Source organism: Pseudoclavibacter sp. AY1H1 (genome assembly GCF_002931055.1).
Taxonomy (GTDB): Bacteria; Actinomycetota; Actinomycetes; order Actinomycetales; family Microbacteriaceae; genus Pseudoclavibacter.
In genome coordinates this window covers 46,369-69,327 of record NZ_PSXX01000012.1, presented here as the reverse complement: position 1 = coordinate 69,327, position 22,959 = coordinate 46,369, and the positions used below count along the sequence as shown (strand labels likewise).

Annotated in this window: 17 protein-coding genes and 1 tRNA gene; 9 read left to right on the top strand and 9 right to left on the bottom strand. The window is 70.6% G+C overall.

Features of this window, described 5'->3' with window-relative positions; translation table 11 throughout:
- Positions 1 to 122 precede the first annotated feature (122 nt).
- Entirely contained in the window at positions 123 to 533 is a 411-nt protein-coding gene (locus C5E05_RS16130; RefSeq protein WP_104240842.1) for a VOC family protein, read from the bottom strand.
- A 113-nt stretch (positions 534 to 646) separates the two neighbouring features.
- Between C5E05_RS16130 and C5E05_RS16125 the strand changes: the two genes are divergently transcribed.
- Complete coding sequence (locus C5E05_RS16125; RefSeq protein WP_104342507.1) at positions 647 to 1,075, top strand: YdeI/OmpD-associated family protein; 429 nt, start codon at positions 647 to 649, stop codon at positions 1,073 to 1,075.
- A gap of 33 nt (positions 1,076 to 1,108) precedes the next feature.
- Here the strand turns inward: C5E05_RS16125 and C5E05_RS16120 are convergent, their stop codons facing one another.
- A complete protein-coding gene (locus tag C5E05_RS16120) occupies positions 1,109 to 1,681 on the bottom strand; it encodes a TetR/AcrR family transcriptional regulator (protein WP_104342506.1) in 573 nt (190 codons plus the stop codon).
- A 70-nt stretch (positions 1,682 to 1,751) separates the two neighbouring features.
- Between C5E05_RS16120 and C5E05_RS16115 the strand changes: the two genes are divergently transcribed.
- A complete protein-coding gene (locus C5E05_RS16115; protein WP_104298937.1) occupies positions 1,752 to 2,345 on the top strand; it encodes an NAD(P)H-dependent oxidoreductase in 594 nt (197 codons plus the stop codon).
- Here the strand turns inward: C5E05_RS16115 and C5E05_RS16110 are convergent.
- Complete coding sequence (locus C5E05_RS16110) at positions 2,309 to 5,077, bottom strand: rhomboid family intramembrane serine protease (protein WP_104342505.1); 2,769 nt, start codon at positions 5,075 to 5,077, stop codon at positions 2,309 to 2,311. The two genes, C5E05_RS16115 and C5E05_RS16110, sit on opposite strands and share 37 nt — an antisense overlap.
- A 118-nt stretch (positions 5,078 to 5,195) precedes the next feature.
- Between C5E05_RS16110 and C5E05_RS16105 the strand changes: the two genes are divergently transcribed.
- From C5E05_RS16105 to C5E05_RS16075, 7 genes are all read left to right on the top strand, one after another.
- Positions 5,196 to 5,432, top strand: a complete 237-nt coding sequence (locus tag C5E05_RS16105; protein WP_104240838.1) for a hypothetical protein — start codon at positions 5,196 to 5,198, stop codon at positions 5,430 to 5,432.
- Between the two features lie 105 nt (positions 5,433 to 5,537).
- Complete coding sequence (locus C5E05_RS16100; protein WP_104342504.1) at positions 5,538 to 15,971, top strand: non-ribosomal peptide synthetase; 10,434 nt, start codon at positions 5,538 to 5,540, stop codon at positions 15,969 to 15,971.
- 80 nt (positions 15,972 to 16,051) lie between these two features.
- Complete coding sequence (locus C5E05_RS16095; protein ID WP_104298996.1) at positions 16,052 to 16,261, top strand: MbtH family protein; 210 nt, start codon at positions 16,052 to 16,054, stop codon at positions 16,259 to 16,261.
- Positions 16,258 to 17,241: an ATP-binding cassette domain-containing protein gene (locus tag C5E05_RS16090; protein ID WP_104306345.1), complete on the top strand. Its 984-nt coding sequence runs from the start codon at positions 16,258 to 16,260 to the stop codon at positions 17,239 to 17,241. The genes C5E05_RS16095 and C5E05_RS16090 overlap by 4 nt, the downstream gene beginning before the upstream one ends.
- Positions 17,238 to 18,038, top strand: a complete 801-nt coding sequence (locus tag C5E05_RS16085; RefSeq protein WP_104240835.1) for an ABC transporter permease — start codon at positions 17,238 to 17,240, stop codon at positions 18,036 to 18,038. Before C5E05_RS16090 ends, C5E05_RS16085 begins: the two co-directional genes overlap by 4 nt.
- On the top strand, positions 18,035 to 18,799 hold the full coding sequence (locus C5E05_RS16080) for a 4'-phosphopantetheinyl transferase superfamily protein (RefSeq protein WP_181059688.1): 765 nt from the start codon (positions 18,035 to 18,037) through the stop codon (positions 18,797 to 18,799). The genes C5E05_RS16085 and C5E05_RS16080 overlap by 4 nt, the downstream gene beginning before the upstream one ends.
- A 122-nt stretch (positions 18,800 to 18,921) precedes the next feature.
- A complete protein-coding gene (locus tag C5E05_RS16075; RefSeq protein ID WP_160070539.1) occupies positions 18,922 to 19,191 on the top strand; it encodes an acylphosphatase in 270 nt (89 codons plus the stop codon).
- Between the two features lie 36 nt (positions 19,192 to 19,227).
- Here the strand turns inward: C5E05_RS16075 and C5E05_RS16070 are convergent, their stop codons facing one another.
- The 6 genes from C5E05_RS16070 to nadD form a co-directional block, all read right to left on the bottom strand.
- A complete protein-coding gene (locus tag C5E05_RS16070) occupies positions 19,228 to 19,980 on the bottom strand; it encodes a DUF1345 domain-containing protein (RefSeq protein ID WP_181059687.1) in 753 nt (250 codons plus the stop codon).
- Between the two features lie 85 nt (positions 19,981 to 20,065).
- Positions 20,066 to 20,141: transfer RNA gene (locus C5E05_RS16065), tRNA-Ala, on the bottom strand.
- Between the two features lie 76 nt (positions 20,142 to 20,217).
- The gene (locus C5E05_RS16060; RefSeq protein WP_258063086.1) at positions 20,218 to 21,003 is read right to left on the bottom strand and encodes a sulfite exporter TauE/SafE family protein; all 786 of its coding nucleotides are present in this window, start codon (positions 21,001 to 21,003) and stop codon (positions 20,218 to 20,220) included.
- A gap of 5 nt (positions 21,004 to 21,008) precedes the next feature.
- Positions 21,009 to 21,413, bottom strand: coding sequence for a ribosome silencing factor (gene rsfS / locus C5E05_RS16055; RefSeq protein ID WP_104342531.1), 405 nt, complete (start codon positions 21,411 to 21,413; stop codon positions 21,009 to 21,011).
- 70 nt (positions 21,414 to 21,483) lie between these two features.
- A complete protein-coding gene (locus C5E05_RS16050; protein WP_104342502.1) occupies positions 21,484 to 22,323 on the bottom strand; it encodes a hypothetical protein in 840 nt (279 codons plus the stop codon).
- On the bottom strand, positions 22,320 to 22,949 hold the full coding sequence (gene nadD / locus C5E05_RS16045; RefSeq protein ID WP_104240830.1) for a nicotinate-nucleotide adenylyltransferase: 630 nt from the start codon (positions 22,947 to 22,949) through the stop codon (positions 22,320 to 22,322). The genes C5E05_RS16050 and nadD overlap by 4 nt, the downstream gene beginning before the upstream one ends.
- Positions 22,950 to 22,959: the final 10 nt, after the last annotated feature.

Below are 22,959 nucleotides of genomic sequence, written 5' to 3'. Positions count from 1 at the left end.
AGAAGTGTCGAGAGAAGCAAGCGACGTCACGTCGAAACTCGATGGCACCAGGGTCACTCACCTCGCAGTAGGTCGGCGTCAAGTGTACGGCGCAGCCAGGCCGAACGCATTTCGGGCACTCGTCAGCTTCCCAGGATGTTGACCATCCATGCGACCCCGAAACGGTCGACCAGCATTCCGAAGGTGTCTCCCCACGGCGCCTGCACGAGCGGCTGCTCGATCTCGCCGCCGTCGGCCAGCTTGTCCCAGTATCCGCGAAGCTCCTCGGCGGCGTCGCCGCTGAGCGAGATCTCGACCGTTCGTCCGGGGTTGGGCTCGATGAAGGATGGCGTGTCGGAGGCCATGATCGTGAACCCGCTGGCAGTCGTCAGCTGGCCGTGCATAATCTTCTCCGACTCGGAGGGGTCCATCGGCATGCCGGAGCCGCCGAACGTGCTGAGCACGAGCTCGCCCCCGAACACCTCCCTGTAGTACTCGAGCGCCTCGCGCGCGTTGTCGAGGAGGTGGATGTACGGGTTGAGGATGACGGCCATGGTCGTCCCTTTCTCTCCTATGGACGACGGGCCTCGTCACACCATCCGATCGTGGCACAGGCCGCCGACATTTCGAGGCATCCCGGCAGGGAATACCGTGAAACAATCTCGGCATGGAATTCACGACGACCATGAGCCTCGTGGGGAGGAACACGGGCATCGAGGTGCCAGTGGAGGTCATCGAGCGGCTCGGCGCAGGAAAGAAGCCGGCCGTCGTCGTGACCGTCAACGGCTACACGTACCGGAGCACTGTCGCGGTCATGGGCGGGCGCTTCCTCATCTCGTTCAGCGCAGAGAAGCGCAAGGAGACGGGCATAGAGGGTGGTGACCCGATCACCGTCGTCATCGAGCTCGACACCGAGCCGCGCACCACGGAGGTGCCGGCGGACCTCGCCGAGGCGCTCGACGACGCGGGCGCGCTGGCGCGTTTCGATGCCCTCTCACCGAGCGCCAGGAAGGCCCACGTCACCAAAGTCGAGTCCGCGAAGGCCGACGCGACTCGCGAACGCAGGATCGCCGCCGTCGTCGCGTCGCTGGCATAACTCCTGAGTCACATCCGGGTTCTGCATGACCGCCTAGCGTCGAAGCGACTCGGCGAGCGCTGGCTGGACCTGGGCGAGCGTGAGGTGGCCCGCGATCACGAGGTGGGACAAACCCTGCACGGTTGCCCAGAGCGCCGTGGCACGTGCCTCGATCCTGGCGGGGCTCGCCTCCGCGTCGAGGCCGGCGGCCGCATTCCCGAGCAGCCCCTCGAGCTCCTGGATGAGTGGCGCCATCGTGGCACTTGGCGCCCCCGGGATGCAGACCTCCGGGTCGTAGATGAGCGTGAAGGCGTGTGGATGCTCGACGGCGAACTCGACGTAGGCGACGGTGAGCGCGAGGGCACGCTCCTGTGGGGCGGCCCCGGGAGCATCCGCCGAGCTGACCGCGTGCACGAGGTGCTGCATGCTCACCTCGCCGAGGCGCTTGAAGAGCCCGGCCTTGTCTCCGAAGTGGTGGTACGGCGCGTTGTGGCTGACACCCGCCTCGCGGGCCAGCTCCCGGAGGCTCATCGTGGCGTGCGACTTCTGCGCGAGCAGCTCCATGCCTGCGGCCTCGAGGACCGGGCCGAGGTTGCCGTGGTGGTATGGCGCATCCGATCTTGACATGAGCAACATCATAGCTAAGCTGGCTGTCGTCCCATCTTGACACTGTCCACTTCAAGGCTCTGGAGCCCGAATGCACACCCTCGTCATCGACGGCCACCCCAACCCCGACTCGCTCTGCGCGGCCCTCGCCGCGCGCTATGCCGACGCCCACGGCGACGCTCAGGTCCTCGCAGTCCGCGACCTCGTCTTCGATCAGAATCTCCGACGCGGCTACACCAGGCGCCAGGAGCTCGAACCAGATCTGCAGCAAGCCTGGAGCGCGATCCAGGACGCCGCACGCATCGTGATCGTCACCCCGGTCTGGTGGGGCTCGGTCCCGTCACTCCTGCAGGGGTTCTTCGACCGGCTGCTCCTGCCGCGCATGGCCTACGACGCCTCCGGCCCGCTGCCGAAGGGCCTGCTCAAGGGACGCAGCGCGCGCATCATCCTCACCGCAGACAGCCCAGGCATCTACCTGCGCCTGACCGGCAACACGCCGATCAGGCAGCTCAAGACCCACGTGCTCGGATTCGTCGGCCTCGGGCCCATCGCGGTCACCCGCTACTCCCCCGTCAAGACCTCGACCGAGCGGCGTCGCGAGCAGTGGCTCGCCGACGCGGCCCGGCTCGGCGCGAAGGACGCGAGACGCTACTTGCCCGCGCCGAGACCCGCCCTGATGAGCTGACCCGTCGTCGCCGTCGGGAGGTAGGCGCGCGTCAGACCGATGCCGATGCGCGGGAGGTCGGCCTCGTCGCGGTAGAGCAGGTACATGGGTTCGTATCGCGGATTGAACTTCGTCTTGAAGCTGTGCAGCGAGGAGAAGCCGTAGAGCGGCTCCAGGATCTCGGAGACCTGGCTCAGCACCTGGTCGAGCGCCGTCGCCTCCGCCTGCCCCGAGCCCGCGAGCGGCGCTCCGGAGAGCGAGGCGAAGGCGGCGCCCTCGTCCCGGAAGGCGAGGGCCGACGAGATGATAAGGAACTCCATGACGGGCTTGAAGCCACCGTCACGTCGACGCATGAGGTCGAGCGTCCAGCCGCGGACCGCGCCATCCTGTCCGTACACCGGCAGCCACGACGTGACGCCGTGCACGCTGCCGTCGTCGTCGATCGCGATGCCGAGGCGCACGGCCGGGTCGAGGGCCTCATCGACGCCGCCGAGCGTGAAGCCCATCTCCGGCAGTCCCTTGTCGCCGACCCAGTCCTCCGAGATCGCGCGCACCTGCGCGAGCACCGCCCATGGCTCCTCGGCGAGGGTCGTCATCTTGAAGCGGATGCCCTCGCGCTCTGCACGGTTCACGGCGGAGCGCACCGGCTGCCATGGCTTGCCCTTGAGCTCGAGCCCGGGGAGGTCGATGATCGTGTCCTCCGCGACCTGCACGCGCTGCCAGCTCGCGGGGGCCGCATCCACCGTCGCGCGGGTCGCCGAGAAGAAGGCGGGCGTGTGCCCGGCCAGCTCGGCCCGAGAGGCGAAGTCGTGGATGAGGTCGCTGAGCTCTTCCTTCGGCGCGACCGGGTCGCCGAGCGCGAGGGCGACGCCCGAGTACTCCTGGTAGGCGATGTAGCCGTCCTTCTTCGCACTCAGCAGGTAGTGGTTGCGCGGCCAGAGCGTCATCCACGAGATCGTGCTGCCGCCGACCCTCGGGAGGATCTCGCGAGCTTCCTCGACCGTTCCTCGGCGCTCGCCTGAGAGGGAGTTCTTCGACGGCCGCACGCGGACCGCGAACGAGCGGCGGGCGACGATGAGGAAGACCACGACGAGCACCCAGAGCAGGGAGCCGGCGAAGTTCATGGTGAGGCCCTCGTCGAGGCTGCCGGAGGTCGCGACCACGACGACGATGAGGGCGAGCTCCAGGAGGTTGAAGACGCCGAGCGCCACCGCGACGACCCAGGCGAAGCGCTGGCCCCGCCTGATCCCGTTGGCGACGAGGAGGATGACGACGACGTCGATGGCGACGCCCACCCACGTCTCCGTCTCCGCGTCCGTCTTGCCGAGCGGGCCGTCGAGCGAGAAGAACGCGGCGACGACCTGGGCCGCCCCGAGCGCGATCAGGGCCGTGAACGCGATCAGCCGGTCTTCGCGCGTGCTCGTCGCGAGGCCCGTCTTGCGATGGCGCTGCACGGCGTAGATCGTGAAGATGACGGTGACCGGCAGGAAGTGCTCGATGTCGGCGAGGTCGCCGACGTAGAGGAGGCGCAGGGAGACGAGCGCCCCGAGCGCGAGCCCGAGCCGAAGGCGCCACGGCGGACGCAGCACCCAGACCAGCGCCGCGGTGAGGGCGGCGATGCCGCCGGATGCGCCGACGTCGAGGTCGTCGGCGAGGCGCGTCGCCCACTCCCAGCCGGTCGGGGCGAGCGCCGCGACGATGGCGAGGGTGCCGAGCACCGCGAGGGTCTGGCCGCCGAGGAACACGAGTGCGGTGCGCTTCCAGCCGAAACGGAACTCGAAGACGCCGCCGACGATGAGCAGCTGCACGATGAGGAGCGCGTAGTGCCAGGCGCCGCCGCCGAGCAGCGATCCGGTGATGGGGGTCCACCACATGCCGGCCTCCAGCGGCGGGATGCCGAAGGCGACATCGCCGTACCAGGGCTGCGCCCGTGAGAGGTGCCACATGGCCCCCGTCGCGATGCCGATGGCGATGATGACGAGCGAGAGCGCGGTCGTGAATGGGGCCCGGCGAGCGAAGGTGACGATCGGGCGCACGGCTGCGGCGAGGGCGTCGCGAGCGGCGGCGTCTCCCGGGGTGGAGTCCTGCGCGTCCTTCGCCGCGGGGATGAGGAGGTCGAGCTCCTGCTCGGTCTCGCTCGTCGCCTCCGCACCCTCTGGTCGTCTCCGGGCTCGATAGACGACGATCGCGACGATGACGATGACGAGGACCGCGGCGACCGCGAGCGCGGCCCAGCCGAAGGCGTGGATGAGTGCGAGGGCGCTCTTCCCGAGCGCGACGGTGATGGCGGTGACGCCCGTGGCCCAGGCGATACCGCCGAGCGCGTTCGCGAGCAGGAAGCGCCCGTACGGCATGGCCATGGCACCGGCGAGCGGGCCGGCGAAGACTCGGAGGAGCGCGATGAAGCGTCCGAAGAAGACCGCGTACGCACCCCACTTCTGCATGAGACCGACCGCCGCGTTGATGCGCGCGACGCCGAAGTACTTCGGGTACCGCTGCGAGAGGTAGCGCAGCAGTCGTGCGCCCCAGCGCTTGCCGATGTAGTAGCCGATCGAGTCGCCGACGATGGCGCCGACGGCCGCGGCGGCGGCGAGCAGCCAGGGGTCGATACCCGTGCCCGCGACGCTCATGAGCACGGCTGCGATGAGCACGCTCTCGCCCGGGAGGGGCAGGCCGAGGCTCTCGAGCGTGACGATGACCGCCACGAGGAGGACGACAAGAAGTGGGGGGAGCGCTATGAGCCAGTCGAACACGGGTTCAGGCTAGCTGTGAAATGCCCGAGAGACGCGGGATTGTTGCCAAACCGCCGCCAGATGCGCTCCGAACGACCCCCGTGACCAACCCCGGACACAGCGAATTGAGGAGCAACACATGAAGAAGACGACGACTCGGACCATCGCCAGCCTCTCCACGGCCGCAGCCCTCTCCCTCGGCGCCGTCGCCCTGACGGCCGCTCCCGCGAGCGCCGCCGAGCTCGCACCCGCGTCGGCTTCGAGCTCCGTGTCGACGCTGGCCGGCGGTGCCCTCATCAACGGCCCCCTGATCGACGGCCCGCTCATCGACCTCGGCGGTCTCCTCAACTCTCTCCAGATCGGCCAGTTCCAGTAGCGGGTCCGCCTCCGTCCGAAGGAGGCAACCCAGCGGCCAGCGCCGCACGCCGAGCAGGACATCAGGTGCCGAGGGAGACCTCGGCACCTCTATGAGGAGCGCACAGTGACCGAGACCAGCCGCCGCATCGAGACGAACCAGCAGACCACCGCGGGTTCCCCAGATCGCCTTCCCCTCACGGCAGCGCAGCTGGGCATCTGGTATGCCCAGCAGCTCGACCCCGAGAACCCCAGCTACCAGATCGGGCAGTACCTCGATCTCCGTGGCCAGGTCGATGAGGGGCTGCTGCGGATCGCGTTCACGAAGACGGTTGCCGACCTCGACGCGATGAGCCTCGTCCTGGCCGAGGACGGCGACGGGCCGTACGCCGTGCTCGAGCGCCCCTCCCCGACGGCCGACCTCCTCACGGCGTCCGATCTCCGTCGCCTCGGCGAGGAGGAGGCGGTCCGGGTCGCCCGCGAGCGCATGGACCTCGAGCTGGAGACGCCCCGGTCGATGACCGGCGGCGACCTGCTCGGCACGACGCTGTACCGAGTCGCCGAGGAGCGCTGGCTCCTGTTCCAGCGCGTCCACCACGTGCTCCTCGACGGCTACTCGGCCGTCGTCGGCCTGCGCTACCTCGCCGGCGCGTACACCCGGCTCGAGAAGAGCGCCCCTCGCGGCGTGCTCGGCACGCTCCTGTCCGGGCCCATCGCGCACCTCGCCGCGAGGAGCGCGTCTCCCTTGCCCGGCCTGCACGAGCTCCACGAGCATCTCGACGAGTACGCGTCGTCGGAGAAGCACGAGGCGGATGCCGACTACTGGCGCGCCCAGCTCGCCGACGACAGCGTCGTCACGGGCCTCGAGGGCACGACCGGACGCGCCGCCAAGCGCGTCGTGCGCGTCTCGACGAGCATCCCGGAGGCCGACGCGGCTCGTCTGCGAGCGCTGGGCCGCGACCTGCCGAAGACGGCCGTGGGCCTCGTGGCCCTGTACCTGTCGAAGATGACCGGACAGGCGCGGGTCTCCCTCGGCCTCCCGGTCACAGCGCGGCGCGGCAAGGTCGCGAAGACGACCCCCTCGATGCTCTCGAGCATCCTCCCCCTGCGCGTCGACGTCTCCGCGGGGCTCAGCCTCTCCGAGGTCATCGCCAATGCCGGTGACGCGGTCCGCGGCGCCGTCGCCCACCAGCAGTTCCGAGTCGAGGAGGTGGCCCAGACGCACGCGCTCGCGGGCCCTTCCGTCAATCTCCTCCCGGTCATCGACGAGCTGGTCTTCGGCCGCGCTCGCGGCACCGTGAACATCCTGTCGACGGGACCGGTGCATGACCTGTCCGTCGTCATCTCGGGGCTCACGAGCGAGGCCGCCGCGCCGACGCTCCAGCTCGAGGGCGACGCGGAGCTGTACACGAGCGACGTCCTGCGCGAGCACGCCTGGCGGATGCTCGAGCTGCTCTCGCAGGTCCTCGACGAGCCGGCGACCACCACCGTCACCGACGCCAACGTCGTGCGCGCCGACGAGATCGCGGGGCTCCTCGAGCAGGGCTCAGGCGACGATGTCCCGATCGGCCAGGAGTCCGTGCTGCGTGCCTTCTCGAAGGTCGCAGCGGTCCGAGACGCGGAGACGGCGGTCGTCGCCGCAGACGGCACGCTCACCTTCGCTGAACTGGACGCACTCTCGACGAGGCTCGCCCACCACCTCGTTGGCGAGGGCGTCGGTGCGGGGCGCACGGTCGCCGTGCGCATCGAGCGCAGCCGACACCTCCCCGTACTGGTGCTCGCGGTGCTCAAGGCCGGCGGCGTGTACGTCCCCCTCGACCCCGAGTACCCCATCGACCGAGTCGGCAACATGATCGAAGACGCACAGCCAGCGCTCCTGCTCACGAGCAAGGCGCAGGAGCAGCGCGACCTGGCGGCGGGAGCGCAGTGGCGGGTCGCGACCCTCCCGATCGACGCCGACACGTCGGTCGCCTGGCGTCGGAAGACGGCGGACCCCAGCGGCCTTCCGACGGTGGCTCCCTCCGAGCTGGCCTACGTCGTGTTCACCTCGGGCAGCACCGGCCGCCCCAAGGGCGTCGGCGTCGACCGCCTCGCCCTCCGGAACCTCTTCGAGCACCACCGGGCAGAGATCTTCGACCCGGCAGCCGAGCGCCTCGGTAGGCCGGCGCGGGTCGCGCACACGGCTGGCCTCTCGTTCGACGCCGCCTGGGACCCGCTGCTCTGGCTCTTCGCCGGCCACGAGCTGCACATGATCGACGACGACGTCCGCCGTGACCCCCAGCGGCTCGCCGCGTACTTCGCCGAGCACGGGATCGACGCGATCGAGACGACCCCGTCGTTCGCCGAGGCGCTGATCGCCGGCGGGCTGTTCGACCAGGACCGCTACCCGACCGAGATCGCGCTCGGCGGGGAAGCCGTCGGACCCGCGCTCTGGGATGTCCTGGCGGCCCAGCCGGACGTCCGCGCCCTCAACCTCTACGGGCCGACGGAGACGACCGTCGACAGCCTCATCGCGCCGATCGAGAGCGGCTCCGAGCCGCACATCGGCACCTCCGTGCGCAACACGCGCCACTACCTCCTGGATGCATCGCTCACGCCCGTTCCCGACGGCGCGATCGGCGAGCTGTACCTTGCCGGCGCGAACGTCGCCTCCGGCTACGTCGGGCAGCCAGGCCTCAGCGCCGAGCGCTTCCTCGCCGACCCCTTCGCCGGCGACGGGACGCGCATGTACCGCACCGGAGACGTCGTGCGTCGCCGCCGCAGCGGCTCGCTCCGCTTCCTGGGCCGCATCGACGAGCAGATCAAGATCCGCGGCTACCGAGTCGAGCTCGCCGAGGTGGAGGCCGCGCTGCGTCGGCAGCCCGGCGTCTCGGCCGCCGCCGCGATCGTGGTCGGCGAAGGCGCATCCGCCCGCCTCGTCGGCTACGTGACCGGTGACAGCGAGATCACGGACCTGGCCGCCCGCACCAGGGCCTCCCTCGCGACCGAGCTGCCGGGCTACATGGTGCCGAGCAGCGTGCTCGCGCTCAGCGAGCTGCCGATGACGCCGAACGGGAAGCTCGACCGGCGCGCACTTCCCGCGCCGGACCAGGCGCCGAGCGACCCCGTGCAGCAGCCCCGCACCCGCGCGGAGCGCGTCACGGCCGAGGCGTTCGCCGACGTGCTCGGCATCACCTCGATCGGCGTCGACGAGGACTTCTTCGCCGCGGGAGGGCACTCGCTGCTCGCCACGAAGCTCGCCTCGAAGCTCTCCGAGCGCCTCGAACGCCAGGTCACGGTGCGCGACGTGTTCGAGCGGCCCACGGTCGCAGGCCTCGCCTCGCTCGATGCCGAGGATGCCGACGCCGCTCGGACGCTCCCGCTCGTTCCGACACCCCACTCGGACGAGCTCCCCGTCTCACTCGCCCAGCGTCGCCTGTGGTTCCTGAACAGCCTCGAGCCAGGCTCGAGCGCCTACAACATCCCCGTCGTGCTGCACCTGGACGGCGAGCTCGACGTTGCCGCCCTCCGCTGGGCGTTCCGGGACGTCGCGGAGCGCCACGAGCCGCTGCGCACCGTCTTCCCGTACATCGATGGGGAGCCGCGCCAGCACATCCTCCCGATCGACGAGGGCGCCCCCTCCTTCACGGCCGTCGAGGTCCCCGCGGACCGGGTCGACGAGATCGTCAGGCAGGAATCGCTGCGTCCCTTCGACGTGACCGTCGAGGTTCCCCTGCGCGCTGTGCTCCTGCGCCGCTCCGCGACCTCGCACGTGCTCGTCGCGACCATGCACCACATCGCCTCGGATGGCTGGTCGCTCGCGCCCTTCGCCGCCGACCTCTCCGCCGCCTACACGGCGCGCACGGCTCCCGAGTCCGCCGGCTCGAGCGCCGCCCCGTCCCCCGCGCTGCCCGTCTCCTACGCCGACTACACCCTGTGGCAGCGGGAGTCGCTCGGCTCGGAGGAGGACTCCACGAGCGCCATGAGCACTCAGCTCGACTTCTGGCGCCGGGCCCTCGCGGGCGCACCGGACGAGATCGACCTACCGCGAGACCGCGAGCGCGGGAGCCGGCCGAGCGACATCGGTCACCTCGCCTTCGAGCTCGACGCCGAACGCCACCTCGCGCTGCGCCGCGTCGCCTCTGAGCACCGCACGAGCCTCTTCATCGTCCTCCACGCTGCCGTCGCCGCCGCGCTCGGCCAGCACGGCGCAGGCACCGACATCGTCCTCGGCACGCCGGTCGCGGGCCGCGTCGACCCCAAGCTCGAGCGCCTCGTGGGCTTCTTCGTCAACACGGTCGCGCTGCGCACCTCGCTCGTCGGCAACCCGACCCTCGCCGAGCTCATCGAGCGCGTCCGGGCGGGGAACACCGAGGCCTACGCGCACCAGGACGTGCCGTTCGATGCTGTCGTCGACGCCGTCCGCCCCCCTCGCGTCGCCGATCGCCACCCCGTCTTCCAGGTGCTCCTGACGCTGCAGAACACCGAGCCAGCCCGGCTCGACCTCGGTGATGTCGAGGTGACCGTCCCCGGCCAGGTGACGACGGCGGGCGTGAAGACCGACCTCATGCTCGACTTCTCGACGCCCGCTGGCGACGCGGGGCCGCTCGAGGCCGCGCTCGCCTACGACCTCGCCCTCTTCGACGAATCGACGATCGAGCGCATGCGCGACACGGTCGATCGGATGCTCGCCGCCATGGTCGAGACGATCGAGCGCCCCCTCTCGGAGATCCCCGCCGTCGACGCGGCGACGCGGCACCGCATCGACACGCAGGCCCGTGGCCGCTCGCTGACCGTCGAAGGGACCGTCCTCGACGTGCTCGCGGCCAGCATCCGCCGCGCACCCCGGGCCTCTGCGCTCGAGGACGCGCACGAAAACCTCTCGTTCGCCGAGCTCGGAGCCCGCGTCGACGCCGCGGCCCTGGGGCTCGTCGCCTCCGGTGTGCGTCCCGGCGATCGCGTCGCCATCGCGCTTCCGCGCTCGGGCGACGCGGTGACCCTCGTGCTCGCCGCGCTCCGCAGCGGAGCGATCGCCGTTCCCATCGACATCGACTACCCGGACGCGCGCATCGCGCAGATCCTCGAGGCGAGCATGCCCGCGCTGCTCGTCGCAAGCGATGCTGACCGGCTCGCCACCCTCGCCGCTGACTCCGGCACTCCGGCAGTCGCCCCCGCCGCGCTCGTCGCGCTCGGGGAGAGCGCCGAGAACACGAGCCTGCCAGAGCTCCCCCATGCCGAGCAGCCCGCCTACCTCGTGTTCACCTCGGGCACGACCGGCACCCCCAAGGGCGTGCAGGTGCCGCACTCCGCGCTCGCCAACGTCCAGGCGCAGCACGAGGACGCCATGATCGCCCCGCTGCGCTCGCGCCTCGACGGGCGAGCCCCGCGTGTCCTCCACGTCGCCGGCCTCGGCTTCGACGCCGCCTGGGACCCGATCCTCTGGCTCGCCGCCGGGTCAACGCTCGTGATGGCCACGGACAGCACGCGACGAAGCGCCGACGAGCTCGTGCAGCGCGTCGTTGACGCCGCGATCGACGTGCTCGAGACCACGCCCTCCTACGTCCGACAGCTCATCAGCACGGGACTCCTCGACCGCGCCGCGCACCGGGAGACGCCCCTGCTCATCGCGCTCGGCGGCGAGGCCGTCTCGCGAGAGCTCTGGGACTCCCTCCTCGCCGCGGACGGCGTCGACGCGTGGAACCTCTACGGCCCGAGCGAGTTCGCCGTCGATTCCGTCGTCACCCGCATCAGCGAACCAGGACACGTGCGCATCGGCCGCCCTGTCGCGAACGTGACCGCGCGAGTGCTCGACGCGTTCCTCAGGGATGTGCCGGACGGAGTGCCGGGAGAGCTGCACCTCGCCGGCGCCTCGGAGGCGCACGGGTACCGCGGGCGAGCCGCCGAGACCGCGACCGCCTTCATCGCCGACCCTTCCGGCGACGGCTCCCGCCTCTACCGCACCGGCGACATCGTCCGCCGCCATGGATCGGGCGAGCTCGAGTTCCTCCGCCGCGACGACGACCAGATCAAGCTGCGCGGCTACCGCATCGAGCTCGGGGATGTCGAACGGAGCCTCGAGCGCACGGCTGGCGTGGATGCCGCAGTCGCGACCATCCACGCGCCTGCCGGCCGGGACAGCGCGCGGCTCGTCGCCTGGGTCGCCGGGACCGCCGACGCCCAGACCGTCACCGCCCACGCCCGCGCCGCGCTGCCCGACTACATGGTGCCCTCGAGCGTCACCGTGCTCGAGCGTCTGCCCCTGACCCCGAACGGGAAGGTCGACCTCGCAGCGCTGCCCGCGCCCGAGTCCGCCGCGGGTTCGCGGCGCCCGCAGACCGAGGACGAGCGCGCCATCTGCGCGGCGTTCGCCGCCGTCATCGGCCTCGACGAGGTCGGACTGGACGACGACTTCTTCCGCCTCGGCGGGCACTCCCTGCTCGCCGTCGCGCTTGCCGGGGAGCTGCGGACGCGCTTCGGCACCGCACCGGCGCTCCGCGCGATCTTCGACGCCCCCACGCCTGCTGGCCTGCTGGCGCTGCTCGGCCGCACCGGCGAGCGCACCGAGGACGCCCACATGGTGGTCTCCAGCACGCGCCCGCCGCTTCGAGAGTGGACGGCAGCGAACCCCCGCGTGGCCGGACAGCCGCTCCCGCTCTCCCCCGGTCAGGCCCGCCTCTGGTTCCTCAACCGACTCGCGCCGAGCTCCGGCGACTACAACGTCGTCCTCAGCGCTCGGCTCGACGGCGAACTGGACCGGGAGGCGCTCGTCGGCGCGCTCGACGACCTCGTCGCCCGCCACGAGGTGCTGCGCACGAGCTACCCGGAGGCCGACGGGGCACCTGTGCAGCGCATCCACGCCCCGGTCTCCGGCCTGCTCCAGAGCGAGCCGGTCGACGCCTCCGCCGGCTTCGACCTCACTCGCGACCTGCCCTTCCGCGCGGGACTCTCCGAGCTGGGCGACGGATCCTGGCTGCTCCAGCTCGTCATCCACCACATCGCGACCGACGGAGCCTCGCTGGCCCCCCTCGCCCACGATCTCGCAACCGCGTACACGGCGCGAAGGAGCGGCTCCGCAGCACTCCGGCGCCCGCTGCCTGCCCAGTTCGCCGACTTCGCGCGCCTGCTCACGGCGCATGAGGACGACGCACGCGAAGCACGCGAGCTCACCGCCTGGACCGACTTCCTCGACGGTGCGCCGTCGGTGCTGGAGCTCAGCGCAGACGGCGCCCGCGAAGCCGGGAGTGCCCAGCCGGCGCGTCAGCTGGCCTTCACGGTCCCCGCGAACGTCGCCACCGGTCTCGGCTCCGTCGCCGCCGGCACGTCCGCGAGCGGCTTCCACGGCTGGCTCGGCGCGCTCGCCGGCTTCCTCATGCGCACGGGCTCGGGCACGGACCTCGTGATCGGGGCCCCGTCGGCGGGGCGCCAGGATGCTGACCTGAGCGACCTGATCGGGTTCTTCGTCAACACGCTGCCCCTCAGGATCCAGCTCGGAGACGACGCCACCCTGGCAGGCGCCGTCGAGGCCGCACGAGCGTCAGCGCTCTTCGGCATCGACCACGAGCAGGTGCCGTTCGAGCGCATCGTCGAGGCCGTCGCGCCGGAACGCGTGCTCGGACGCCACCCCCTGTTCCAGACGATGCTGGCCGTGGAAGAGCAGAGCGATCTGCCGCTTGCGCTCCCCGGCGTCGATGTCTCGCCCGTGGCCCCGGAGAGCACGGGAGGCGCGAAGTTCGACCTGTCCTTCACGCTGCGCCCGGCCGAGGCCGGCTCCGACGTGCCAGGAGTGCTCGAGTACAACTCCGCGCTGTTCAGCGAGGCAGCGGCCAACGGCCTCGTCGAGCGACTCCTCGCCTTCCTCACGGTCGCGACCGAGACCCCGGATGCGCCGCTCGCGTCGATCACCATCCCTGGCACCCCGGAACGGCTGCCGGCCTGGCGGCCTGACGGCGACGTGGCTGCGGACGCGGACCTCCGCTCCGTGCTCGAGGCCTTCGATGCCGCGGCGGAGCGCACCCCGGACGCACCGGCCGTCGTCGCCCCGGACGGTGCGGTCGATTTCCGGACCCTCGCCGAGCGAACCGAGCAGGTGTCCCTGGCGCTGCGTCGCAGCGGCGTGACACGGGGCGGCGTCGTCGCCTACCGCCTGCCACGGTCGATCGACACCGTCGCCGCTCTCCTCGGAATCTGGCGGGCCGGTGCCGTCGCGATGCCCATCGACCCCGAGTACCCGAACGAGCGCGTCGACGGGATGCTCGATGCGGCCCGTCCCGCGCTGGTCATCGACGGAGGACTCGACGAGATCCTCGCCGAAGGCGCCGGCGCCGCCGGCGAGGCGGGCAAGGCCGGCGGCTCCGAGGTGCGCACCGCGCAGCTCGACGCCCCCGCCTACCTCATCTTCACCTCGGGAACGACCGGGGTCCCCAAGGGAGTCCAGGTGCCCCACCGCGCTCTCGCGAGCCTCCTGCGCAGCCACCGCTCGACCCTGCTGCCGGACGCCGCCGAGCGCCGCATCCGCGTCGCGCACACCACCGGCGTCGGCTTCGACGCGGCCATGGACCCCATCCTGTGGCTCGCGAGCGGCCACGAGCTGCACGTCATCGCAGACGACGTGCGCCGCGACCCGGAGGCGCTCGTCCAACTGTTCGCCGACCGGCAGATCAGGGCATGGGAGACGACGCCGAGCTACGTCGAGGCGCTCACCGCGCAGACGGGCCTCGAGCACTGGCTCGACTCCCTCTCAGCCGCGGACAGCTTCACGCTCCTCCTCGGCGGCGAAGCGATCAGCGGCGAGCTCTGGACCTGGCTGCGTCGCCGGACCAGCACCCGTGCCTGGAACCTGTACGGCCCGACCGAGGTCGGCGTCGACTCGATGCTCGCCAGCATCGAGGACACGAAGGAGCCCACGCTCGGATCCACGACTCGGGACGTCGTCGGCCACGTGCTCGATGCCCGCCTCCGACCGGCACCAGCTGGCAGCATCGGCGAGCTCTGGCTCTCCGGGCCCCAGCTCGCCGACGGCTACACGGGCCGCTCAGCAGCCACCGCCGAGCGCTTCGTCGCCGACCCCTTCGCCCGCGACGGCAGCCGCATGTACCGCACCGGCGACCTCGTGGTCGTGCGGGACGCGATGCCTGACGAGCCCAGCCGCGTCGTCTCGCTCGGCCGCACCGATGCGCAGCTCAAGATCCGCGGACACCGCGTGGAACCCGAGGAGCTGACCCGCGTCATCTCCGAGCAGCCCGGCGTCGCCAGTGCCGTGGTCCTTCCCGTCGAGTCGGCCGGACAGACCGTGCTCGGCGCCTGGATCGTGCCGAGCGAGCTGCCCGCCGAGTCGGACGACACGGCGCGGGAACAGCTGGCCGATCAGGTGCTCGCGGCCGTTCGCGGACGGGTGCCCGACTACATGCATCCGGTCGGCATCAGGGTCATCGCGCGCATCCCGCTCACCCCGAACGGCAAGCTCGACCGAGACGCCCTCCCGGAACAGCAGGCGAGCGGAGGCACCGGGCGCGCCCCGAGCACACGCGCTGAGCTGGCCGTGGCAGCGGCCTTCGCCGAGACGCTCGGCGTCGACGACGTCCGCGCCGACGACTCGTTCTTCGCGCTCGGAGGCCACTCGTTCGTCGCGCAGCCGACCATCCGGGCCATCAACGACGCGCTCGGCACCGAGCTGCCCGTGCAAGCCATCTTCCAGGCGCCGTCGGTCGAGGGCCTCGCCGCCCTCGCAAGCGACGGTGGCGGCGACATCGCGGAGAGCCTCCGGATGATCCTGCCGCTGCGCCCAGCGCGCGACGCGGACGGCTCCACCGCCGGCCAGGAGCCGCTCTTCGCGGTCCACCCAGCGAGCGGAATCTCCTGGAAGTTCGCGGGGCTCCTCGCGCACCTCGAGGGCAGCCGGCCGCTCTACGGACTGCAGCTGCCCGGCATCGCGCCCGATGTCGATCACGAATTCGAGCACAGCTCGCTCGAGGAGCTGCTCGACGCGTACGTGAAGGCCATGAAGAGCGTGCAGCCCGAGGGTCCGTATCGGATCGTCGGATGGTCCTTCGGCGGACGCCTGGCGCACCACCTCGCCGCCCACCTCCAGCGCGGCGGCGACGAGGTCGAGCTCCTCGCCATCATCGACGCCTACCCGACGGAGCATTCTTCCGTCGCCGGAGTCGACGGCGGCGACCGCATGTGGCGCGCGTTCCTCGACGCCAACGAGGTGGCGGCCCCGGCAGGCGAGCTCGACGCCGAAGCGGTGCGCGCAGTCCTGGCAGAGGCGGGCAACCCCCTCGCGGACATCCCGGCACGGAGCATCGACCGCATGGTGCGCGGCTTCCTCCGCGTCGGGGCGCTCCTCGACACGACCCCGATCCCCACCTTCGAGGGCGGGCTGCACGTGTTCGAGGCGCGCGTCGACGTGCCGGCAGACCGGCCAGCCCCACAGGCCTGGGCGGCGCACGCCACGGGTCGGGTCACCTCGAGCGGAGTCCAGGCTCGCCACTCGGCGCTGCTCGACGACGCCTCCCTCCGCGTGATCGCCCCAGTGCTCGACACGCTCATGTCCGATTCACATGCACAGCTTGCCAACCGATAGCGAGCCTGCTCCGAAGCACCTGGAGAACCATTCGCGCCACCTCACTCACGAACCCCCGCGTGAACAGAGAAGGGAACATCATGACCAATCCGTTCGATGACATCTCCGCAGAGTTCCGAGTCCTCGTCAACGAGCTGCAGCAGCACTCCCTCTGGCCCGACTTCGCCGACGTGCCCGCAGGCTGGGTCGTCGTCTACGGCCCAGCCCCCAAGCAGGCCTGCCTCGACTACGTGACCGAGAACTGGCGAGACATCACGCCCGTCCGCGAGCGCGACCTGGCGGTCTCGTGATCTCGATCCGCGGGCTCAGGAAGCGCTTCGGCGACTTCACCGCACTCGACGGCGTCGACCTCGAGATCCCAGCAGGCTCCGTCCACGCACTCCTCGGCCCGAACGGGGCGGGCAAGACCACCACCGTCCGAGTCGTCACGACCCTCCTCGACCCGGATGCCGGCGACGTGCAGGTCGCCGGCCACTCCGTCCGGCGCGAGGCTCAGGACGTGCGCCGCAGCATCGGCGTCTCCGGCCAGTACGCGGCCGTCGACGAGAAGCTCACCGGAGTCGAGAACCTGACGATGGTCGGCCAGCTCTACGGCATGCGGCGCCGAGACGCGAAGGCACGCGCGAACGAGCTGCTCCGCGACTTCCGCCTCGACGACCTGCACCCCAAGAAGCGCGCGGGCGACTACTCGGGCGGCATGCGCCGCCGCCTCGACCTTGCCGGCGCCATCGTCGCCAGGCCGCCCGTCGTGATCCTCGACGAGCCGACGACGGGACTCGACCCGCGCGGGCGTCGCGATACCTGGGATGCGATCCAGACGCTCGCGACGGCAGGCACGACGGTGCTCCTGACAACCCAGTACCTGGAGGAGGCCGACCAGCTGGCCGATGCCATCTCGGTCATCGACTCGGGCCGGATCGTGGCAGAGGGCACCGCGTCGGCGCTCAAGGCGCGGGCAGGAGGAGCCGCGATCGATCTTGTTCTCGAGCGGGCGGAGGACGGCCACAGGGCTCTCCAGATCGTCGCCGCGGTCGGACGCGAGGCGTCCCTCGACGACCGCGCCGTGCGCATCACCGCCAAGGCACCGAACGGCAGCCGTGATCTCGCTGCCGTGCTCGCCGGCCTCTCGGAGGCCGGGATCGGCACGATCGAGGCGGCGCTGCGGCAGCCGACCCTCGACGAGGTCTTCCTCCAGATCACGGGGCAGCGACCCGACGATGCGTCCGCCGAGCTGCACACCAACGACGAGCGACAGGCGGTCACCGCATGAGCGCAATCACCGCGGCCTTCCGCGACGGCAGCATCGTCGCCCGCAGGAACGTGCTCAACGTGCAGCGCACGCCTGGCGCCCTCGTGACCGGCATCGCGCAGCCCATCATCTTCGTCCTCATCCTCGCCTTCGTCTTCGGCGGCGCGTTGGGCGGCGCCGACTACCGGCAGTTCCTGATCGGCGGCATTCTCGCCCAGACCCTGACCTTCAACTCCTCGTTCACCGCCGTCTACCTCGCGAAGGACCTGCAGTCCGGCCTCATCGATCGGCTCCGCACGCTCCCCATGTCGCGCGTCGGCGTCATCCTCGGACGGACGAGCTCCGATCTCGTCACGAGCATCATCTCCATCGCCGTGATCCTGACGTGCGGACTCGCGATCGGCTGGCGCGTCGAATCCGGCCCGCTCGAAGTGCTCGCCGCTTTCGCGCTGCTGCTGCTCTTCGCCTTCGCGACCTCCTGGATCGGCGCGACCATCGCGCTCACCGCAAAGAGCGTCGAGGTCGCGCAGAGCCTCGGCCTCCTGTGGCTGTTCCCCGTCTGCTTCATCTCCGGTGCCTTCGTCTCAGCGGACATGCTCCCCGGCCCCCTTCGCGCGTTCGCGGAGTGGAACCCGGTCACGGCGGTCGCAAGCGCCGTCAGGGAGCTCTTCGGCAACGCGGCCCCGAGCGGCTTCACGGCTGCCGGAGGATGGCCCGCCGAGAACGCCGTCCTGTACGCGTTCCTGTGCAGCGTCGCGATCATCGCGATCTTCGCGCCGATCGCCGTGTGGCAGTACCGCCGCATCAGCCGCCGATGATCGCCGTGCTCGCCGCTGGCATCGACGAGGTCCTCGACGCCGCGTCGCAGTGCGCGAGCGCCGACGACCTCGCCGCCGCCGGCGCTCGGAGCACCGAGGAGCTGCGTCGCCGCACGCTGGCGGGGCGCGCCGCCCTCCGGCTGCTGGCGGCGTGGGGCCGCGGGGTCCCGCTCGAGCTGGCCGGCGAGCTCGTCATCGACCGCCGCTGCGCAGACTGCGGCGGGCGCCACGGGCAGCCGACGAGCAGCGACCTCTCGCTCAGCTCCTCGACGACGAACGGCCGGGTGCTCGTCGCGATCGCCGACCCGGCGGACGCGATCGGCGTCGACATCGAGACCGTGCCGACACAGCTGTGGTCCGAGTTCGACGCGTACGCCCTGCACCCAGCAGAGCGGCTGCGGATGCCCGCGTCGACGCAGCGGGTGGGCGTCGCCGCTCGCATCGCCCTCTGGACGGCGAAGGAGGCCGCGCTGAAGGTCTCCGGCCGTGGCCTCCGAGACGAGCCGTCCTCGCTGCTCGTCGAGGAGCATCCGCTCGATGGGCACCCCTCCTGGCGCATCGTCCACGGTGCGCCGAGTCCCGCATCTGGTCCGTCTTCCGTGAGTGTGCGCCAACTCGCGATCGGCGGCAGCGCGGCGGCATCGATCGCCACCACCCGCCCCCAGGAGGTACGGCTGTGGAGCATGCCCGAGCTGCTGACCGAGCTCGGCTGCCTCCCGAACACCGGCTACGACGTGGGCGAGCTCTCGCACCTGACCTGACCGCGGAAGCTCCCCGAGCCCGCCAGATGGGCCGAGCCCACCAGATGGGAAAAGGCTGTGCTTCTCACCCCACACGGGCCGGCATCTTCCCGGATTCCAGGCGTGGAAAGCACAATGTGGCTATGCGGAGAGTCAACGTCATCGTGGCCGGGACTGTCCAGGGTGTCGGCTACCGCTTCACCACAGCGCAGGAGGCGCAGCGGCTGGGTGTGAGCGGCTGGGTCCGCAACCTCCACGACGGCCGGGTCGAAGCCGAGCTCGAAGGAGAGGAGCACCAGGTGGATGCGCTCCTCGCGTGGATGAGCAAAGGGCCCCCGTATGCCGAAGTCACCGCATCTCGCGTCTCCGAGCGGACCCCAAAGGGAACCGAGGGCTTCCGCGTCGTGCGCTGAGCGTCCCGACGTTAGCCTCCCCGCGTTGACCTCCCCCTAGGTCGTGAGCCCACCGAAGAGCACGGAGACCATCATGGCGACGATGACCGAGTTGAACGCGAACGCCAGCACCACGTTGGTCCGGGCGATGCGCCAGCCGCGGCGTGACGTGATCTCAGCCGACGCCGTCGCCGCCATGGTCGACATCAGGACCGCGAGCGTCAGGTAGTCGCCGAAGCGAGGCTCCTCCTCGAACGGGAACACGATCTGCGACCGGCGCGCGGCATCCCGCTCGCGCTCGTCCGCTCCCCCATGTCCCGCCTCAGCATCAGGGACCGCGTCGAGGCGGAGGTACTCCAACGCGAACGCGTAGACCATGAGCGCCCACGAGGCCGCGACCGTGGCGAGCCCGAGCACCACGAAGATGGTCTGGTCGCGGAAGGCGGGTTCCTGCGCGATAGCGACCGTGAGGGCGACCGCGACCATGGCGCCCGCCATCGTCCAGTCCGTCGCTCCCCCGTAGCCGACGAGCCGATGCCACCAGCGGCGCTTCGTGATGCGCTCTCGCCTCGAGGCGACCCGCAGCTGCACCGCGTCCGCGTTGCGATAGGCGAGGTGCGTCCAGACCAGGTACACCGTTCCGAACAGCGGCCAGAACACGATGAAGATGCTCACGAGGTAGCGAACCGTGTCGCCGATCTCGACGCCGAGGCGTCTCGCCACGAACAGGTAGAAGGCCGCTGCGAACGGCACCGCGATGAGCGCGCTCCAGTTGGCCCGTGCAGTGTCGCCCATGATGCGTCTCGCCATGCGGACATCCTCCCGCATCGCGCGGGGAACCGAGCGGCAGCTCGGACGAAAAAGCCCCGGTCAGCTTCAGCTGACCGGGGCTTCGTGGTGGATCTGAGGGGATTCGAACCCCTGACCCCCTGCATGCCATGCAGGTGCGCTACCAGCTGCGCCACAGACCCGCACCCGTTTCCGGGAACTCGAAAATAATAGCTCAGAAGCTGGGACGCACCAAATCGAGGCGGCCAGCGCGTGTCGCTACCGAGCGGTGCGACGGGGCCAGGCATCCACACCCATGCGCACCGCGATCACGACGAGGAAGGCCGCGAAGAGCAGATTCGCGAGCGACGGCGAGATGGCGGCGGCGCTCAAGCCCCCGAGGCTCGTCGTGAGGCAGGCGGCGCCACCGACCGCGAGGCCGGCACCCACATCCACGTTCTTGCGTCGCAGGTTGCTGATCGTGCCGGACAGCGCCGTCGGAATCATCATGAGCAGGGAGCTGCCCTTCGCGAGCAGGTCGCTCGAGCCGAAGAGCACGACCAGCATCGGCACGACCACGACTCCCCCGCCGATGCCGAGCAGGCCGGACAGCACGCCCGTGCAGAGGCCCAGGAACACCAGCAGCGCGCCGCCGAGCAGATCGATGTGCACTGCGGCGTCCCTCGACGGCACGACGAGGAAGAGCGAGACGATGACGACGCCGATGAACGCGATGAACGCCCACTGCAGCGTGCGCTTCGAGATCTTCTCCAGCAGCCATGACCCGAGCGGGGCACCCGCGATCGCGCCGACGGCCAGGAGCCCCGCCAGGAGAAGGTCGACGTTGCCGCCGACCGCGTACGTCACCACCCCGACGATCGCCGACGGCAGGATGGCGAGCAGCGAGGTGCCAGCGGCCAAGCGGGTGTCGAGCCGCACCAGATAGACGAGTGCGGGCACGATGAGGATGCCCCCGCCGACCCCGAAGAGCCCCGAGAGGAAGCCCGCCAGCAAGCCGGTGAGGATGAGCCAGGCCCATCCGCCCTTCGACCTGCGGGGCGTCACGCCGCTCAGCTCTGCTCGGCCTGGTTCGGCTGGTCGGCGGCTGCGTCGCCCTCGCCGAGATCGAGCTTCACGACGGGTGCGTCGTTCCACAGTCGCTCGAGCCCGTAGAACGTGCGCTCCTCCTCGTGGAAGACGTGCACGACGATGTCGTTGAAGTCGAGGAGCACCCAGCGACCCTCGCGACGGCCCTCTCGGCGCAGCGTGCGCTGCCCGATGTCGCGCATCGCGTCTTCGATCTCATCGGCGATGGAGAGCACCATGCGCTCGTTGCGACCGGAGACGAGGAGGAAGATGTCCGTGAGCGGCATGTTGTTCGAGACATCCAGGGCGACGATGTCGAAGCCGAGTCTCTTGTCGGCAGCCTTCGCTGCGATGTCTGCCAGTTCGATTGCTCGCGTACTCGCGGTCATTCGGTCCCTTTCATTGAGAGCCCAGATGAGCTCAACGTGGTGTCCGAGAGGCGATGCGCTCGCCAGCTGATCAGAACCAACCCTGAACAATACCCAGGATCACTGCGACAACGCCAGCCACAGCGACGGCAAGGCCACTCACGACCGCCCAGATCGACAGCCGCACGCCGTGCCCACGGCGGGGTGCGAGCGGCATTCCAGGCTCGCGCACCGCGCGGCTGGCCGCGACCGGACTGTGCTCCTCGACGGCCCTCGAGTGCAGCTGCTCGTCGCCCTCGTCAGCGTGGTCGATCTCCGGCGAGTCGAGCCCCGTCGTCAGCGTGCCGAAGTTGGAGAGCTCGCGGGAGACCTGCATCTTGCCCGTGATCATGAGATCACCCGCGCCGCTGAGGGCGCCGGTGATATCGGGCGAGCTCATCTCCGGCATGACGATCATGCCCGTCGGCGTCTCGTCCGTGGAGTGGCTGGCCATGACGAGGCGTCGGAAGTAGTCGCCGCTCGTGCCGTCCTCCTGAGCCTCCTGCTCGACGGCCGCCGGGCTCCGATTGAACGAGTCGCCGGGCAACTCGGGGGCCTCAGCGACCTCCTCGACCTCAGCGACGTCCGGGGCCTCAGATGCCTCAGTGGCCTCGAGCGTCGCCGTCACGTCGATCGGCGTCGGTGAGCGGCCGTCGATCTGGAGCGGAGCCTCGAGCGCGACGCCGGATGCGAGCTGCGCCAGCTGCGCCGATTCAGCAGGAGGGGCCGGAGCAGCTGGAACGATAGGAGCGGCCGGAGCAGCTTCGTCGAATCCCGCCCCGGCCTCCACGGAGACCGTCGGCGCCATCGTCGGGAGCTCTGGCTGCTCGCCCTTCTCGCGGCGACGTTCGAGCTCGCGAAGCTCGCGGCGAGTCAGTGGGGCGTCACTCATATGGCATCAATCTCTTCTGCCGTGTACAGCCTGTGCTTGGCCATGTACTGCACGACACCGTCTGGCACCAGGTACCAGACCGGCTTCTCCTCGTAGGCCCTCGCCCTGATGTCCGTCGAGGAGATCGCCAGGGCTGGGATCTTGAGCGCCGTCACCTTGTCGGCGGGGATGCCGTCGGTGCGCATCTCGTGCCCCGGTCGCGAGACCGCGACGAACTGGGCGAGTTCGAACAGCTCGAGCGAGTTCTTCCACCCGAGGATCTGCGCGATGGCATCCGCACCCGTGATGAAGTACAGGTCTGCATCCGGGCGGAGTCGCTGGACGTCGCGCAGCGTGTCGATCGTGTACGTGGGGCCGTCGCGGTCGACGTCGACACGACTCACCTTGAACCGGGGGTTCGAGGCCGTCGCGATGACCGTCATCAGGTAGCGGTGCTCGACCGGGGTGACGTGCGACTTGTGCGACGGCTTCCCCGTCGGCACGAAGAGCACCTCATCGAGATCGAAGTGCGCCGCCGCCTCGCTCGCCGCCACGAGGTGCCCGTGGTGGATCGGGTCGAAGGTTCCACCCATGACGCCGACTCTGCGGCGCTCGGGAACGGGGGAAGGCTCGACGGTGTGAGGCATAAGGCGGGCG

Coding starts and splice junctions, on each gene's coding strand:
- C5E05_RS16130 (WP_104240842.1), bottom strand. CDS start 533: ATGGCCGTCATCCTCAACCCGTACATCCACCTCCTCGACAACGCGCGC.
- C5E05_RS16125 (WP_104342507.1), top strand. CDS start 647: ATGGAATTCACGACGACCATGAGCCTCGTGGGGAGGAACACGGGCATC.
- C5E05_RS16120 (WP_104342506.1), bottom strand. CDS start 1,681: ATGTCAAGATCGGATGCGCCATACCACCACGGCAACCTCGGCCCGGTC.
- C5E05_RS16115 (WP_104298937.1), top strand. CDS start 1,752: ATGCACACCCTCGTCATCGACGGCCACCCCAACCCCGACTCGCTCTGC.
- C5E05_RS16105 (WP_104240838.1), top strand. CDS start 5,196: ATGAAGAAGACGACGACTCGGACCATCGCCAGCCTCTCCACGGCCGCA.
- C5E05_RS16095 (WP_104298996.1), top strand. CDS start 16,052: ATGACCAATCCGTTCGATGACATCTCCGCAGAGTTCCGAGTCCTCGTC.
- C5E05_RS16085 (WP_104240835.1), top strand. CDS start 17,238: ATGAGCGCAATCACCGCGGCCTTCCGCGACGGCAGCATCGTCGCCCGC.
- C5E05_RS16080 (WP_181059688.1), top strand. CDS start 18,035: ATGATCGCCGTGCTCGCCGCTGGCATCGACGAGGTCCTCGACGCCGCG.
- C5E05_RS16075 (WP_160070539.1), top strand. CDS start 18,922: ATGCGGAGAGTCAACGTCATCGTGGCCGGGACTGTCCAGGGTGTCGGC.
- C5E05_RS16070 (WP_181059687.1), bottom strand. CDS start 19,980: ATGGCGAGACGCATCATGGGCGACACTGCACGGGCCAACTGGAGCGCG.
- rsfS (WP_104342531.1), bottom strand. CDS start 21,413: ATGACCGCGAGTACGCGAGCAATCGAACTGGCAGACATCGCAGCGAAG.
- C5E05_RS16050 (WP_104342502.1), bottom strand. CDS start 22,323: ATGAGTGACGCCCCACTGACTCGCCGCGAGCTTCGCGAGCTCGAACGT.
- nadD (WP_104240830.1), bottom strand. CDS start 22,949: ATGCCTCACACCGTCGAGCCTTCCCCCGTTCCCGAGCGCCGCAGAGTC.